This is a genomic window from Phenylobacterium sp. GW821-FHT12F10 (assembly GCF_058806695.1).
Genome location: NZ_JBXAPY010000001.1, coordinates 1,763,279 through 1,778,376, shown reverse-complemented (window position 1 = coordinate 1,778,376; position 15,098 = coordinate 1,763,279). Strand labels below are relative to the sequence as shown.

Annotated in this window: 17 protein-coding genes; 9 read left to right on the top strand and 8 right to left on the bottom strand. The window is 69.3% G+C overall.

What is annotated here, in order from left to right; genetic code table 11:
* Position 1: 1 nt before the first annotated feature.
* The gene (locus AC1RN5_RS08950; protein WP_493040841.1) at positions 2 to 862 is read right to left on the bottom strand and encodes a pirin family protein; all 861 of its coding nucleotides are present in this window, start codon (positions 860 to 862) and stop codon (positions 2 to 4) included.
* A gap of 125 nt (positions 863 to 987) precedes the next feature.
* On the opposite strand from AC1RN5_RS08950, the gene AC1RN5_RS08945 reads away from it, so the two are divergent.
* On the top strand, positions 988 to 3,327 hold the full coding sequence (locus tag AC1RN5_RS08945; RefSeq protein ID WP_493040840.1) for a glucose/quinate/shikimate family membrane-bound PQQ-dependent dehydrogenase: 2,340 nt from the start codon (positions 988 to 990) through the stop codon (positions 3,325 to 3,327).
* On the opposite strand, the gene AC1RN5_RS08940 is transcribed toward AC1RN5_RS08945, so the two are convergent.
* The gene (locus AC1RN5_RS08940) at positions 3,324 to 4,085 is read right to left on the bottom strand and encodes an arginyltransferase (protein ID WP_493040839.1); all 762 of its coding nucleotides are present in this window, start codon (positions 4,083 to 4,085) and stop codon (positions 3,324 to 3,326) included. The genes AC1RN5_RS08945 and AC1RN5_RS08940 overlap by 4 nt on opposite strands.
* A gap of 86 nt (positions 4,086 to 4,171) precedes the next feature.
* The gene (locus AC1RN5_RS08935; protein WP_421931330.1) at positions 4,172 to 5,074 is read right to left on the bottom strand and encodes a flagellar motor protein MotB; all 903 of its coding nucleotides are present in this window, start codon (positions 5,072 to 5,074) and stop codon (positions 4,172 to 4,174) included.
* 87 nt (positions 5,075 to 5,161) lie between these two features.
* On the opposite strand from AC1RN5_RS08935, the gene AC1RN5_RS08930 reads away from it, so the two are divergent.
* The gene (locus AC1RN5_RS08930) at positions 5,162 to 6,019 is read left to right on the top strand and encodes an NAD(P)-dependent oxidoreductase (protein WP_493040838.1); all 858 of its coding nucleotides are present in this window, start codon (positions 5,162 to 5,164) and stop codon (positions 6,017 to 6,019) included.
* Complete coding sequence (locus tag AC1RN5_RS08925) at positions 6,016 to 6,537, top strand: GNAT family N-acetyltransferase (protein WP_493040837.1); 522 nt, start codon at positions 6,016 to 6,018, stop codon at positions 6,535 to 6,537. The genes AC1RN5_RS08930 and AC1RN5_RS08925 overlap by 4 nt, the downstream gene beginning before the upstream one ends.
* On the opposite strand, the gene AC1RN5_RS08920 is transcribed toward AC1RN5_RS08925, so the two are convergent.
* Positions 6,534 to 6,863 carry a hypothetical protein gene (locus AC1RN5_RS08920; protein ID WP_493040836.1) on the bottom strand — a complete coding sequence of 110 codons (330 nt, stop codon included), beginning with the start codon at positions 6,861 to 6,863 and terminating at the stop codon, positions 6,534 to 6,536. The two genes, AC1RN5_RS08925 and AC1RN5_RS08920, sit on opposite strands and share 4 nt — an antisense overlap.
* A 103-nt stretch (positions 6,864 to 6,966) precedes the next feature.
* Here AC1RN5_RS08920 and AC1RN5_RS08915 point away from each other — a divergent pair, with 103 nt between their 5' ends.
* Positions 6,967 to 7,473 (top strand): GNAT family N-acetyltransferase, encoded by a 507-nt coding sequence (locus AC1RN5_RS08915; RefSeq protein WP_493041482.1) that lies wholly within the window; start codon positions 6,967 to 6,969, stop codon positions 7,471 to 7,473.
* Here AC1RN5_RS08915 and AC1RN5_RS08910 read toward each other — a convergent pair.
* From AC1RN5_RS08910 to AC1RN5_RS08895, 4 genes are read right to left on the bottom strand one after another with little or no spacing between them, the layout of a single operon-like run.
* Positions 7,470 to 7,796 (bottom strand): hypothetical protein, encoded by a 327-nt coding sequence (locus AC1RN5_RS08910; RefSeq protein WP_493040835.1) that lies wholly within the window; start codon positions 7,794 to 7,796, stop codon positions 7,470 to 7,472. The two genes, AC1RN5_RS08915 and AC1RN5_RS08910, sit on opposite strands and share 4 nt — an antisense overlap.
* Before the next feature lie 23 nt (positions 7,797 to 7,819).
* Positions 7,820 to 8,203 (bottom strand): NUDIX hydrolase, encoded by a 384-nt coding sequence (locus AC1RN5_RS08905; protein WP_493040834.1) that lies wholly within the window; start codon positions 8,201 to 8,203, stop codon positions 7,820 to 7,822.
* Positions 8,200 to 9,216: a porphobilinogen synthase gene (hemB, locus tag AC1RN5_RS08900; protein WP_493040833.1), complete on the bottom strand. Its 1,017-nt coding sequence runs from the start codon at positions 9,214 to 9,216 to the stop codon at positions 8,200 to 8,202. Before hemB ends, AC1RN5_RS08905 begins: the two co-directional genes overlap by 4 nt.
* An 11-nt stretch (positions 9,217 to 9,227) precedes the next feature.
* Complete coding sequence (locus AC1RN5_RS08895) at positions 9,228 to 9,707, bottom strand: hypothetical protein (protein WP_493040832.1); 480 nt, start codon at positions 9,705 to 9,707, stop codon at positions 9,228 to 9,230.
* A 73-nt stretch (positions 9,708 to 9,780) separates the two neighbouring features.
* Here AC1RN5_RS08895 and AC1RN5_RS08890 point away from each other — a divergent pair, with 73 nt between their 5' ends.
* From AC1RN5_RS08890 to hemA, 5 genes are all read left to right on the top strand, one after another.
* Positions 9,781 to 10,920, top strand: coding sequence for an isobutyryl-CoA dehydrogenase (locus AC1RN5_RS08890; RefSeq protein WP_493040831.1), 1,140 nt, complete (start codon positions 9,781 to 9,783; stop codon positions 10,918 to 10,920).
* On the top strand, positions 10,917 to 11,966 hold the full coding sequence (locus AC1RN5_RS08885; RefSeq protein ID WP_493040830.1) for an enoyl-CoA hydratase/isomerase family protein: 1,050 nt from the start codon (positions 10,917 to 10,919) through the stop codon (positions 11,964 to 11,966). The genes AC1RN5_RS08890 and AC1RN5_RS08885 overlap by 4 nt, the downstream gene beginning before the upstream one ends.
* 56 nt (positions 11,967 to 12,022) lie before the next feature.
* Complete coding sequence (locus AC1RN5_RS08880; RefSeq protein ID WP_493040829.1) at positions 12,023 to 12,778, top strand: class I SAM-dependent methyltransferase; 756 nt, start codon at positions 12,023 to 12,025, stop codon at positions 12,776 to 12,778.
* 33 nt (positions 12,779 to 12,811) lie between these two features.
* Positions 12,812 to 13,699 (top strand): 3-hydroxyisobutyrate dehydrogenase, encoded by an 888-nt coding sequence (mmsB, locus tag AC1RN5_RS08875; protein ID WP_493040828.1) that lies wholly within the window; start codon positions 12,812 to 12,814, stop codon positions 13,697 to 13,699.
* Between the two features lie 169 nt (positions 13,700 to 13,868).
* Complete coding sequence (gene hemA, locus AC1RN5_RS08870) at positions 13,869 to 15,098, top strand: 5-aminolevulinate synthase (protein WP_493040827.1); 1,230 nt, start codon at positions 13,869 to 13,871, stop codon at positions 15,096 to 15,098.

Here is a 15,098-nt window from a genome sequence, read left to right as displayed (position 1 = left end):
CTCAGCCCACCGCGGCGTCGAACTTGCCGGCGTTGTAGTCGGTGATGGCCTGGACGATCTCCTCGCGGGTGTTCATCACGAAGGGACCGTGGGCGACGACGGGTTCGCCGATGGGCTCGGCGTGACCAAACAGCACCAGGCCGCCGGTGGCCGAGGCGATCTCGACGACGTCGCCGGCGTCGCTGAGCTGGACCAGGTTGAAGGCCGGGGCCGGCGTGCCGCCGATCTCCACCTGACCCCGGACCACATAGAGGAAGACGCTGCGGTCGCCGAGATCGGCGAACCGCACCCGTCCGCCGGGCCGCAGGTCGACGGTGGCCAGGCTGACGCCGGTGAGGGAGGTGACCGGCCCCGTGTGGCCGTCCCAGCTTCCGGAGGTCAGGTGGACGGTGGTCAGGCCGTCGGGCGTGCGCCAGGCGGGGATCTCGTCCTGCTGCAGGCCGACATAGCGCGGCGGGCTCATCTTCAGCCGGCCCGGCAGATTGACCCAGAGCTGCAACAACTCCAGCGGCCCGCCGCGGCGCTTGAAGTCGTCGGGGGAGATCTCGGCGTGGACCAGGCCGCTGCCGGCCGTCATCCACTGGACGCCCCCGGCCCGGATGATGCTCTCATGGCCGGCGCTGTCATGGTGGGCCAGGTCGCCCTCCAGGATGAACGTCACCGTCTCGAAGCCGCGATGCGGATGGGGACCGAAGGGCAGGCCGTGATTGTTCGCCGGATAGGTCTGAGGGCCGTGATGGTTCAGGAACAGGAACGGATCGACCTGCTCCACGCGGGGGCCGGGGACGGGGCGACGGGTCACCAGGTCGCCGATGTCGTCGCGCAGGGCCGGGTGCAGGGCCTGGAGGGTCTTGTCGGTCATGGATCAGTCCTCTGCCGTCCCAGATAGGTTCTCCAAGCTCGCGCGACGAGAGGTTTTCTGCCGCCAAGGTGGACCCAAGGCCACGCTCCGGGCGTTGGTCAGCAGACCAAAACCCCGAGGACGTGATGGCGACTGAACACACCCCTCGCGCGCCGCTGGCGGCGGGCGCGCTGCTCGGGCTCGTTGGACTGGCGATGGGGGTGGGGGGCGCCCAGCTGATCACCCTCGGCGGCTCTTGGTACTATCTGATCGCGGGCCTCGCGGTCTTGGCCTCCGGGGTGCTCCTGGCGGCCCGCAAGGCCGAGGCGCTTTGGCTGTTCGCCGCTGTCGTGCTGGGCACCCTCGTCTGGGCGGTGTGGGAGATCGGCCTGGACTGGTGGCCTCTGGCGGCGCGGGGCGACGTGATCTTCGTGCTCGGCGGGCTTCTGCTCCTGCCGTTGGTGACCCGGCCGCTGGGCGGTCGCCGGGCGTGGGCGCCGCTGGCCGGCGCCTTGGGCCTCGCCGCGGTGGTCGGGGTGGCCGCCCTGATCTCCGACGAGCATGAGGTCGCCGGCCGGCTGCCGGGGCCTCGCGGCCCGGTCGCTGTCGGGGCCGGCGATGTTCCCACGGCGGACTGGGCCTCCTATGGCCGGACCGGCCGTGGGGATCGCTATTCTCCCCTGACCCAGATCACGCCGGACAATGTGAATCGCCTGAAGGTGGCCTGGACCTATCGCACCGGCGATCTGCAGGGACCGGGCGATCCGACCGAAACCACCTTCGAGTTGACGCCCCTGAAGGTGGGGAGCCGAGTCTATATCTGTACGCCCCACGACTGGGCCATCGCGCTGGACGCCGCCACCGGCAAGCCGCTCTGGCGCTATGACCCCAAGATCGCCGTGGCCAAGAACCTGCAGCATCTGACGTGCCGCGGGGTGTCCTACCACCGCGACGCCGTTCCGGGCGGCGCCTGCCGCGAGCGCATCTTCCTCCCGACCGCGGACGCGCGGCTGATCGCCCTGGACGCGTCCACCGGCAAGCCCTGCGCGGGGTTCGGCCAGGGCGGGGCCGTGGATCTCTGGACCGGCATGCCCGCGCGCCAGCACGGCTTCTACTATTCGACCTCGCCCCCCGTCGTGACCAAGGACCTGGTGATCATCGCGGGAGAGGTGACGGACAACTATTCGACCCGCGAGCCCTCCGGCGTCGTGCGCGCCTATGACGTTCGGACCGGCGCCCTGGTCTGGAACTGGGATGCCGGAAATCCGGGCCAGACCGCCCCCATCGGCCCGGGCCAAGCCTACACCCGCAACTCCCCCAACAGCTGGGGCGTGTCCAGCGTCGACGAGGCCCTCGGGCTCATCTACCTGCCCATGGGCAACCAGACCCCCGACCAGTTCGGCGGCCACCGCCAGCCGACCCCGGAACGGTTCAACAGCTCCGTCGTGGCCCTCGACCTCGCCACCGGAAAGCTGCGCTGGGTGTTCCAGACCGTCCACCACGACCTGTGGGACATGGATATCGGCGGCCAGCCCAGCCTGGTGGACATCGACACGCCGTCGGGGCGTCGCCCGGCCCTGGTGGCCTCCACCAAGCGCGGCGACATCTATGTCCTCGACCGGGCCACCGGGGCGCCCATCATTCCGGTGGTGGAGCGTGCTGTCCCGCAGGGGGCGGCGCCCGGCGACCGCACCTCGCCGACCCAGCCCTTCTCCGCCCTGACCTTCCTGCCCAAGCGGCCGCTGGAAGGGCGCGACATGTGGGGGGTGACCCTGTTCGACCAGTTGGTCTGCCGCATCCGCTTCGCCGAGCTTCGCTATGACGGGATCTTCACGCCGCCGTCGGTGAAGGGCTCCCTGGTCTATCCCGGCAATTTCGGGGTGTTCGACTGGGGCGGGCTGGCTGTCGATCCGACGCGCCAGGTCGCCTTCGCCAATCCGGACTACTTCGCCTTCGTCTCCAAGTTGATCCCGCGCCGGGTCGGGGAGGGCGGCGGAACGCGCCCGCTCGGCGCCTCCCGCGAGGGCGGCGGCAACCCGATGTACGGCGCCCCTTATGCGGTGGAACTGCATCCCCTGACGTCGCCCCTGGGCCTGCCGTGCCAGGCGCCGCCCTGGGGCTATGTGGCGGGGGTGGACCTGGTCTCGGGCAAGATCGCCTGGATGCACCGGAACGGCACCGTGCGGGATTCCTCCCCCGTGCCCCTGCCGTTCAAGATGGGGGTCCCCAGCCTCGGCGGACCGATCATGACCGCCGGCGGGGTGGCCTTCCTCACCGGGACCCTGGACCGCTATATCCGCGCCTATGACGTGACAACGGGCCGCCAGCTCTGGCAGGCCCGGCTGCCGGCCGGGGCGCAGACCACGCCCATGACCTATGCGACGTCCGATGGCCGCCAGATCGTGCTGACCGCCGCGGGCGGGCACGGCAGCCTGGGGACGAAGATGGGCGACTACCTGGTCGCCTACGCGCTGCCGCGGTCCTAGACCTTGTCGACGTGCCGGTCGCGGGCCGACATCAGGGACCAGCCTTCGGGGCGCAGCAGCTCGATGGGCGAGAAGCGGACCTTGTAGTCCATCTTCTCCGAGCCCCGCACCCAGTAGCCCAGATAGACATAGGGCATGTCGGTGAGGCCGGCCTGGATCACGTGGTCGAGGATCACGAAGGAGCCGAGGCTGCGGCGGGCGAGGGTCGGGTCGTAGAAGCTGTAGACCAGGGACAGGCCGTCGCTCATCAGGTCCACCAGGGCGCAGGCGATAAGGTCGCCGGGGCCGCCGTCCTTGGAGCGCAGGCGGTATTCGATGATGTGGGTGCGGACCGCGGTGTCCTCGACCATGGCCACATAGTCGGGCCAGGTCATCTCGGCCATGCCGCCGTCGGCGTGGCGGGTCAACAGGTAGCGGCGGAGCAGGTCGAACTGCTCCATGGTGGCCTCGGCCTCCACCAGATGGCGCTCGATGTCCTCGTTGCGCGCCAGGGTCTTCCGCTCCGAGCGGGAGAAGACGTAGTCGCCGGTGGGGATGCGGGCCGAGACACAGGCTGAACAGGACTCGCAGGCCGGGCGGTATGCGATGTTCTGGGAGCGGCGGAAGCCGACCTGGGTCAGCGAGTCGTTGACCGTGGCGCCGTCCGACAGGGGCAGGTGGGCGAAGACCTTCCGCTCATGACGTTCGGGAAGGTACGGACAGGGGCTCGGCGCCGTCAGGAAGAACCTGAGTTGTCGGGTCGGAAAATGTTGCGTCACGGACTTGCGATCGCTTTCGAACCACTGCGCCTGACCCGATTAGGCGTCATGCCGTGGGGTTGCGCAAGTGTTCCGAACGTCACGGCCTAGAGCCCGTGGTCCGGCGGCAGGACCGGCGCCTCGCGAAGCAGCACGATGGCGATCCGGCGGTTGCCGGGCAGGGTGGGATCGTCCGGGTACAGCGGCTCGGAATTGGCCTTGCCGGAGACCTGGTAGATGCGGTCGGCGTCCACCCCCGATCCCTGCAGCACCCGGCGCGAGGCGTCGGCGCGGCTGGAGGACAGCGACCAGTCGGTGTCGGCCTTGCGCCCGTTCATGCTGGCCGAGGTGTGGCCCGAGATGCTGATGCGGTTGGGCAACTGGTTGACGATCTTGGCCACCGCCCGCAGCAGCAGCTTGGCGCGGTCGTTGGGCTGGACCTGACCCTCGTTGAACAGGGAGCGACCCTCCTGGTCGACGAGCTGGATGCGCAGGCCTTCGGGGGTCTGGTCGATGATGATGTTCTTCGACAGCTCGGCAAGTTCCGGCATGTCCTGCAGCGACTGGCGCAGGGACTGGGCGGCGGAGGCGAAGGCGGCCTCCTCGCGCTTCTCCAGGGCTTCCTTCATGGCCTGGGTGGAGGCCTCGGCGTCCACGGCCTTGGCCGCGTCCTGGCTCTTGCCGTCGTCGGGGTTCTTCGATTCCGGGGACATCTCCTCGATGATCGACATCGAGCCCGCGCTCTTGGCGCCGTCTTCCCCCAGCGCCGTGCCGCCCAGGATGCCGCCGGAGCCGGATGTGGTCTCCGAGACGCTGGCCGGGGCGAAATAGTCGGCGATGCCGCGCTTCTGCTCGGGGCTGGTGGTGTTGATCAGCCACATCAGCAGGAAGAAGGCCATCATCGCAGTCACGAAGTCCGCATAGGCCACCTTCCAGGCGCCGCCATGGTGAGCGTGGCCGCCGCCCTTCTTGATTTTCTTGATCAGGATAGGGGCTTCGCCGACAGCCATGATTCAAACCCGGTTAACGCTGATTCCAGCGCAAGGTGCGGTGAGGCTCGTTAAGATGGCGTTGAGTTTGTGAGAAGGACGTGAGGCATGAAGGTCGCATTCGTGGGCTTGGGCGTGATGGGCTTCCCCATGGCGGGGCACCTGGCCAAGGCCGGCCACGAGGTGGCGGTCTTCAACCGCAGCCCGGAGAAGGCGTCGCGCTGGGTCGGCAGCCACGGCGGCCGCGCGGGATCGACCGTCGCCGAGACCGCGAAGGACGCCGAGATCGTCTTCCTCTGCGTCGGCAATGACGACGATGTCCGCGGCGTCGTGACCCAGGCCCTGCCGGTCATGGCGGCGGGCGGGATCATCGTCGACCACACCACCACCTCGGCCAAGGTCGCCCGCGAGATGGCGCAGCTGGCGGGCCGCGACGGCCGCTTCTTCGTCGATGCGCCGGTGTCCGGCGGCCAGGCCGGGGCCGAGAACGGCCAGCTTACGGTCATGTGCGGCGGCGACTCCGCCGCCTACGCCCGGGCCGAGCCGGTGATCGCGGCCTTCGCCAAGGCCGTGCGGCGGATGGGCGAGCCCGGCGCCGGTCAGCTCACCAAGATGGTCAACCAGATCGCCATCGCCGGCCTGGTCCAGGGGCTGGCCGAGGCCATGCACTTCGCCAAGCGCGCGGGCCTCGATCCGCTGGAGGTCTATGAGGCGATCTCCAAGGGCGCGGCCCAGTCCTGGCAGATGGACAACCGCTGGAAGACCATGGCCGAGGGCAGGTTCGACTTCGGCTTCGCGGTGGACTGGATGCGCAAGGACCTGGGTCTGGTGCTGGACGAGGCCGCCGCCAACGGCGCGACCCTGGAGGCCACGGCCCTGATCGACGGCTTCTACGGCGAGGTCCAGGCGATGGGCGGGCGGCGCTGGGACACCTCCAGCCTGGTGGCCCGGCTCGAAAAGCCGTGACCGAGATCCGGCGCGCCGTCCTGCCGCAGGACGCGGCGGGGATCGCGGCGATCGACACCGCCGTGCAGAGCACCAATGTGCTGACGGCGAGCGCCGGACCGCAGGGGATCGTCCTGCGCTCCGTCCCGCAGACCGTCACCAAGCGGTTCCCCCTCGACGACCTGGCCGATCCCGAGCGCCCCTGGGACACCGCCTGGGTGGCGGCCGACGGCGGGCATATCATCGGGTTCGCCGCCGTGGGCTTCCAGGCCTGGAACCGGCGGCTGACGCTCTGGCACTTCTATGTGGATGCTGGCCGGCGCGGCCAGGGCCTCGGCCGCCGGCTGATGGACGCCGTGCTGGACCACGCCCGGGCCGCCGGCGCCCGCCATGTCTGGCTGGAGACCAGCAACCACAATCCGCCGGGCGTCGCGGCCTACCAGGCCCTGGGCTTTTCCCTCACCGGCCTGGACCTCACCCTCTATGACGCCACGCCCTCGGAGGGCGAGTTCGCCCTGTTCTTCAGTCGCGCGGTCTAGATGAGGTCATAGGCGAACATCACCGAGATTCCGGCCAGCGCGATCAGGCCGGCGACGAACAGCAGGTCGGCGATGGTCCCGAAGGCCTCGTGGACCTTGCCCCGGCGGGGCGCGCGGATGGCCAGATAGGCGAAGAAGGCGCTGAACACGAAGATCACCGCCGCGCAGCCGGCGTACTCGTCCACGTGACTGAGCCCGCCGCCGCGCTCCACCACCTTCACCAGCCCGATCAGGGTGGCGCAGACCCCGACCATGGTCCCCGAGGTCGAGAGAATCCGCTCCTGAAGCTGATCGTCATTGGCGGGCGGGGTGCGGTCGTCGGCCATGCGGATCGCTTCTTGGCTCTGTCGGTGGGAATCGACTTGGCGGTATATTCGGGCATCCCTGGGGCGGCGCCAGGGCGGCGAGGAGGAGCGTGGCGTGTCGGTGATGGTTCTGGAGACGGATCGGCTGTTCCTGCGGCACCTGACGCCGGACGACGACGCCTTCATCCTGGAGCTGCTCAACGAGCCGGGCTTCCTGCAGAACATCGGCGACCGCGAGGTCCGGACCCTGGAGGACGCCCAGCGCTACGTCATCGACGGGCCGGCCGCGAGCTACGCCAAACAGGGCTTCGGCCTCTGGTGGGTAGGCCTGAAGGCCACCGGCGAACCGGTGGGCATCTGCGGCCTGATCAAGCGCGACGTCCTGGAGGATCCCGACATCGGCTACGCCTTCCTGGAGCGGTGCTCAGGGCGCGGCTACGCCTCGGAGGCCGGGGCGGCGGTGCTGGACTATGGGCGCAGGAGCCTGGGCCTCGGGCGGATCGTCGCCATCACCAAGCCGGACAATGAGGGCTCGATCCGGGTGCTGCAGAAGATCGGCCTGAGGTTCGCGGGCATGATCACGCTGCCGGACCACGGCGGCGACAGCCGCTACTTCGTCTCCGAAGTCTAGCGGCTCGCCCAGCCGGAGGGTTCGCCGCCGGCGACCTCGGTGGCCTTGGTCTGCTTGTTCATGACGCAGGCGTACTTCACGGGAACGCCGCCCTGCGCCTTGCCGGTGAGGACCGCCATGCCGTAGCTCTGGCTGCCGAAGGCCGAGACCGAGACGGTCCAGGCCTTGACGCCGGAGTCCTTGGTCGCCGCCGCCTTGCAGCGGGTCGCGACCTCTTTCTGGAATTCCGCCCAGGCGTCGTCGGAACTGGCGGAGGCCGAGGCGGCCATCGAGAGCGCCAGGAGGCCGCCGGCGAGGGCGGTGGGGATCAGGGACTTCGGCATGGTCATCTCCAGGATGCGGGCTTCTAGGATAGCCGCGGAAGGACCTGGGTTTCCAGCAGCGGCGCGAGGCGCACGGCCGGCGGGGCGGCGGGATCGATCCAGAGCAGTTCGGCGATCTCGGCCTGGGCGGCGACGGGGCCGCTGACCGTGGCGTGATAGATGGCGCCCTCGACCCGCGTGTCGGGCTCATTGGCGGCCGGCGCGGTGAAGACGCCGAGCGCGCGGCTTTCCACCAGGACGCAGCCCAGTTCTTCGGCGAGTTCGCGGGCCAGGGCCGTGAGGTCGTCCTCCCCGGGGTCGCGCTTGCCGCCGGGCAGCATGAAGGCGCTGGTTCCCTGCTTGCGGACGGTGAGCAGAAATCCCCGATCGTCGCGGATCAGGGCCGCCACGATGGAGATCTGGCTCACGCTCCCAGCAGCCGGGCCGCGACGGGGGCGAAATAGGTGATAACGCCCGCCGCTCCGGCGCGCTTGAAGCCGCCCAGGCTCTCCAGAATGGCGCGCTCCTCGTCCAGCCAGCCGTTCTGGGTGGCGGCCTTGATCATCGCGTACTCGCCGGAGACCTGGAAGGCGAAGGTGGGCATGGCGAAGGTCTCCACCACCCGTTGGACGATATCCAGATAGGGCATGCCCGGCTTGACCATGACCATGTCGGCGCCCTCGGCGATGTCGAGGGCGACCTCGCGCAGGGCCTCGTCGGAGTTGGCGAAGTCCATCTGGTAGGTCTTCTTGTCGCCGGGGTTGTCCACCGAGCCGGTCCCGAGCTTGCCCGAGCCGATGGCCTCGCGGTACGGGCCGTAGAAGGCCGAGGCGTACTTGGCGGCGTAGGACATGATCATAACGTCTTGAAGTCCCGCGCTTTCCAGGGCCCCTCTTAACGCGCCGCAGCGGCCGTCCATCATGTCCGAGGGCGCCAGGATGTCGGCGCCGGCCTCGGCCTGCATGATCCCCTGGCGGATGAGGGTCTCGATGGTGGGGTCGTTGAGGATCTTGCCGTTCTCGATCAGGCCATCGTGGCCGTGGTCGGTGAAGGGGTCCAGCGCCACGTCGCACAGGATCCCGACCTCGGGGGCGGCGTCCTTCATGGCCTTGACGGCGGTGGCCACCAGGCCGTTGGGGTCATGGGCGAGGGTTCCGGCGGCGTCCTTCTTGGCGCCGTCGATGTGGGGGAAGACGGCGATGGCCGGTATGCCCAGCCTGCGGGCCTCGACGGCGGCCTTGGCGGCCTCCTTGACCGACAGGCGCGCCACGCCGGGCATGGAGCCCACCGGAATCTCGCCCTCGCCCTCGTGCACCACCATGGACCAGATCAGGTCGGCCGGGGTGAGCACGCTCTCGCGCACCAGGCGTCGGATCCAATCGGCCTGACGCAGGCGGCGCAGGCGCAGGGCGGGGTAGGCGGCGAGATGGGCGTTGGTCATGGGCGGGGTGTTTAGGCCGCGGGCGAGGTCAGGCCAATCCCTCGCGCCGAGACCAGGCGGATAAAACCGATGGCCGGGGCGGCGATCAGCCAGACCCCGGCCAGCAGGGACAGGACCACCGCGGCCACCAGCAGGGCGACAATCCGGCCGTCGATGGCCAGGCGGGAGAGATCGATATTGATGGTGGAGAAACCGTCCCAGCCGTTGGCCCGGGTGAACTCCATCAGTTCGCCCACCCCGCTGATCAGCGCCCCCAGACCGCAGGCCCCGGCGGCCATGGTCAGGGCGAAGGCCACCCAGAAGATCTTGATCTGGAAGTCGTGGTGCGAGCGAACCGAGGGCGGCGCCTCGTCGCGCTGCGAATAGGCGATGATCACCGCGATCAGGGCCGGAACCCCCGCGAAGAAGATCGAGGCGAACAGCAGGCCATAGTTGATCAGCGCCAGATTGCGCGCCGTCTCCGGGTCACGCCCGCTCAGGTGTTCCGTCATGCCCACGACTCCCGCTCGTTGACAGGTTGCGCCAGCGGAGCGAGTTCCTCAAGCCAACCGCTTCGAGGCCCCCATGGATTTCACCCTCACCGACGATCAGCGCGCCATCGAGGACGCCGCCCGCGTCTTCGCCGCCGAGGAGCTGTCGCCCCACTCGGCCCGCTGGGACGAGGACAAGCACTTCCCGGTGGATGTGCTGCGCAAGGCCGCCGGCCTCGGCTTCGCCGGCCTCTATGTCCAGGAGGACGTGGGCGGCTCGGCGCTCAGCCGGCTGGACGCCTCCATCGTCTTCGAACAGCTCAGCTATGGCGACGTGCCCACCGCGGCCTTCCTGTCGATCCACAACATGGTCTCGTGGATGATCGACCGGTTCGGCTCCGACGACCTGCGTCACCGCTACCTGCCGCGCCTGACCAGCATGGAGCTGATCGCCTCCTACTGCCTGACGGAGCCGGGCTCGGGATCCGACGCCGCGGCCCTGGCCACCACGGCTCGCAAGGACGGGGACGCCTATGTCCTGACCGGCTCCAAGGCCTTCATCTCCGGGGCGGGAACCTCGGACATCTATCTGGTCATGGCCCGCACCGGCGCGGCCGGGGCCAAGGGGGTCTCGGCCTTCGTCGTGGAGAAGGACCAGCCAGGGGTCTCCTTCGGGGCTCAGGAGCGCAAGATGGGCTGGAACGCCCAGCCCACGGCCCAGGTGAACCTGGACGGGGTCCGCGTGCCGGAGGCCAACCGCCTGGGCGGGGAGGGGGAGGGCTTCCGCTTCGCCATGGCCGGTCTGGACGGGGGCCGGATCAACATCGCCTCCTGTTCCCTGGGGGGCGCCCAGTTCGCCCTGGATACGGCCAAGGACTATCTGCAGACCCGCAAGCAGTTCGGCCAGGCCCTGGCCGACTTCCAGGCCCTGCAGTTCCGGCTGGCGGACATGGCCACCGAGCTGGACGCCGCCCGCCTGATGGTGCGCCGGGCCGCCGCGGCCCTGGACGCCCGCGATCCCAAGGCCACCCAGTACTGCGCCATGGCCAAGCGTTTCGCCACCGACGCCGGGTTCGAGGTCGCCAACCAGGCCCTGCAGCTGCATGGTGGCTACGGCTATCTGAAGGACTACCCGCTGGAGCGGATCGTGCGGGACCTGCGGGTCCACCAGATCCTGGAAGGCACCAACGAGATCATGCGGGTGATCATCGCCCGGGAGCTGCTGCGCCAATGAGTGAAGTCCTGGTCCGCATCGAGGGCCGTGTCGGGCGGCTGACGCTCAACCGTCCCCAGGCGCTGCACGCGCTCACCACCACGATGTGCGAGATCCTCACCGAGGCCCTGCTGGCCTGGCGGGACGAGCCGGGCGTGGAGCTGGTGCTGCTGGACCATTCCGGCGAGCGCGGCTTCTGCGCCGGCGGCGATATCCGCATGCTGGCCGAGAGCGGCGCGGCCGACGGCAAGGCGGCGCGAGAGTTCTTCTTCAAGGAGTACCGCCTCAACCACCTGCTGTTCTCGTACCGCAAGCCGGTGGTGGCGATCATGGACGGGGTGACCATGGGCGGCGGCGTCGGCCTGGCCGCGCCCTCGCAGTACCGGGTGGCCACAGAGCGCACCACCTTCGCCATGCCCGAGACCGGCATCGGCCTCTTTCCCGACGTGGGCGGCGGCTGGTTCCTGCCGCGCATGCCCGGCCACATCGGCCTGTGGCTGGCGCTCACCGGGGCGCGGCTGAAGGCGGCCGACTGCGAGCTGGTGGGGATCGCCACCGACTTCATCCCGAGCGGGGAGGTGGAGGCCTTCAAGACCGCCCTGCTGGCCGATCCGGCGGCGGTGGAGACCCTGCTGACCCAGTTCGAGGGCGACGCCGGCCGCCCGCCGCTGGCCCAGCACCAGGACGAGATCGACCACATCTTCGGCCTGGGCAGCGTCGAGGCCATCGTCGCGGCCCTGCAGGCCGCCGGAACGCCGTGGGCGGCCGAACAGCTCAAGGTGCTCGCCACCAAGTCGCCCCAGACCCTGAAGGTCGCCTTCCGGCAGTTGGCGCTCGGCGCCAAGGCGGCGAGCTTCGCGGAGAACATGGAGATGGAGTACCGGATCGGCGCCCGGGTGGTGCAGCGCCACGACTTCATCGAGGGCGTGCGGGCGGTGATCGTCGAGAAGGACAACGCCCCGAAGTGGAATCCCGCCACCCTGGAGGGCGTCACCGAGGTCATGCTGGACGGGATATTCGCCCCCCTGCCTTCCGGCGAGGCCTGGTCGCCCCTAACTGGACTGTAACGAGACGACGGCGCGCGCCGAATGCTATCTCGACGAACAACCTTGGGAGGAATCCGATGAGACGTAATCTGATGCTGGCCGCCGTGGCGGTGCTGGCGCTTTCGACGGGCGTCGCCCAGGCCGCGCCGTCCCCCGCCGTGGTCGCCGCCGTGGCCGACAAGGCCCGGCCCGAGGCCGACACCAAGCGCGACGCCGACCGCAAGCCCGCCGAAATGCTCGAATTCGCCGGGATCAAGCCCGGCCAGACCGTGGCCGACTTCCTGCCCGGCGGCGGCTACTTCACCCGCATCTTCGCCAAGGCAGTGGGCCCCAAGGGTACGGTCTACGCCGTGATCAACGCCCCGCCGGCGACGCCCGCCCCGGACGCCAAGCCCAACCCGATCCTCGCGGTGGCCGCCGACCCGGCCTACGGCAACATCAAGGTGGTGCAGGCGAGCTTCGAGACCCTGGCCCTGCCGACCCAGGCCGACGTGATCTGGACCTCGCAGAACTATCACGACCTGCACCTGGCGCGCTTCAACCTGGACGTGGCCAAGGTGAACAAGGCGGTGTTCGCGGCCCTGAAGCCGGGCGGCGTCTATATCGTCCTCGACCACGTCGCGGCCGACGGCGCGCCCCTCGACACCGCCGACAAGCTGCACCGGATCGACCCGGCCATCGTCAAGAGCGAGCTGGCCGCGGCCGGCTTCAAGTACGAGGGCGAGAGCACCGTCCTGCGCAACACCACCGACGACCACACCAAGATGGTCTTCGACCCCACCCTGCGCGGCCACACCGACCAGTTCATCTACAAGTTCCGCAAGCCCAAGTAAGGGCGTTCGAGTCGTTAGAGGAGTGTCGCGCCCATGACGCGGATCGCGTTCATCGGTCTGGGAAACATGGGCGGCGGCATGGCCGCCAACCAGGCGAAGGCGGGCCACGCCGTGGCGGCCTTCGACCTGTCGGCCCAGGCGCTGGAGAAGGCTGTTTCGGCGGGTTGCCGCGCGGCCGGCTCCGCCGCCGAGGCCGTGGCCGACGCCGAGGTGGTGATCACCATGCTGCCGGCCGGACCCCACGTCCGGGCGGTCTATGCCGGCGAGATCCTGTCCAAGGCGCCCAGCAGCGCCCTGCTGATCGACTGCTCCACCATCGACGTGGAGAGCGCCCGGGCGGTGGCGGCCGAGGCCAAGGCCCAGGGGTTCCGGTTCGCCGACGCCCCGGTGTCCGGCGGCACGGCGGCGGCCGAGGGCGGGACCCTGGCCTTCATGGTGGGCTGCGACGAGGGCGACTTCGCCGCCGTCGAGGGGGCGCTGGATCCCATGGCCCGCGCGGTCATCCGGGCCGGCGACCACGGGGCGGGGCAGGCGGCCAAGATCTGCAACAACATGGTGCTGGGCATCTCGATGATCGGGGTGTGCGAGGCCTTCGCCCTGGCCGAAAAGCTCGGCCTGGACGCCGACCGCTTCTTCGAGATCGCCACAAAGTCCTCCGGCCAATGCTGGTCGCTGTCCAACTACAGCCCCTGGCCCGGCCAGGTGCCCGCCGCCCCGTCGAATCGCGACTACGAGGGCGGCTTCGCCACGGCCATGATGCTCAAGGACCTGAAGCTGGCCCAGGAAGCCGCCGCCAAGGCCGGCGCGGCCGCCCCCCTGGGCGCCCAGGCCGAGGGGCTGTACGCCCTGTTCGACCGGCTTGGGGGCGGGGGAAAGGACTTCTCGGCCATACTGGAGATGTTCCGGGGGCGAATGCCGTAGGGGAACCCATGGCGACGCTTCACGAAACCTGCGCGGGCGCTCACGAAATGTGCGCGATTGCGACATGACGGATTATAGACAACGGGTCCGGGCGGCGCGATAAGCCCGGCGAAGCTAAGGGGACCGGTTGCGGCGCGAGATCGTCGAACGCGCGACCGGAATTCAGTCGATGGATTACAAGGCCGCGTTTCGCACCGCTCTCGAGCAGATTCATGCCGAGGGACGTTATCGGGTCTTCGCCGACCTGAAGCGTCATCGCGGTCAATTCCCGAAGGCGACCTGGACGCGCGAGGACGGGACCTCTTCGGAGGTGGTGGTCTGGTGTTCCAACGACTATCTGGGCCAGGGCCAGAACCCGGTGGTGCTGGACGCCATGCACCAGGCCATCGACGAGGCCGGCGCAGGCTCGGGCGGCACCCGCAACATCTCGGGCACCACCCATTACCATGTCGAGCTGGAGGCCGAGCTGGCCGACCTGCACGGCAAGGAGGCGGCCCTGCTGTTCACCTCGGGCTATGTCTCCAACGAGGCCTCGCTGTCGACGCTGTACAAGATCCTGCCGGGTCTGGTGATGTTCTCCGACGAGCTGAACCACAACTCGATGATCTCCGGCATCCGGGCCGGCAAGCGCGAGCAGCGCCGGGTGTTCCGCCACAACGACCTGGCCCACCTGGAGGAGCTGCTGGCCCGCGAGCCCGCCGACGCGCCCAAGCTGATCGCCTTTGAGAGCGTCTATTCCATGGACGGCGACATCACCGACATGAAGGCGATGGTGGCGCTGGCCAAGAAGTACAACGCCATGACCTATCTGGACGAGGTCCATGCGGTGGGCATGTATGGCCCCCGCGGCGCCGGCGTGGCCGAGCGCGACGGGGTCATGGACCAGATCGACATCATCGAGGGCACCCTGGCCAAGGGCTTCGGCGTGATGGGGGGCTATATCGCCGCCGACGCGGTGATCGTCGACGCCATCCGCTCCTATGCCGACGGCTTCATCTTCACCACCTCGATCCCGCCGGCCCTGGCCGCCGGGGCCGTGGCCTCGATCCGCTACCTCAAGGACCACAACGAGATCCGCGAGGCCCACCAGGAGCGCGCCGCGGCCCTGAAGGCCAGGCTGGCCAAGGCCGGCCTGCCGGTGATGCCGTCCGAGAGCCACATCGTCCCGGTGCTGGTCGGCGACCCCCACCACTGCAAGATGATCTCCGACATCCTGCTCGAAGAGCACGGGGTCTATGTCCAGCCCATCAACTACCCCACCGTGCCCCGCGGCACCGAGCGGCTGCGCTTCACCCCTAGCCCCGCCCACACCGACGCTATGATGGACGACCTGGCCCGGACCCTCGAAATGCTGTGGGCCCACTGCAACATCAAGCGGGTCGGCGGCTACGCCGCCTGA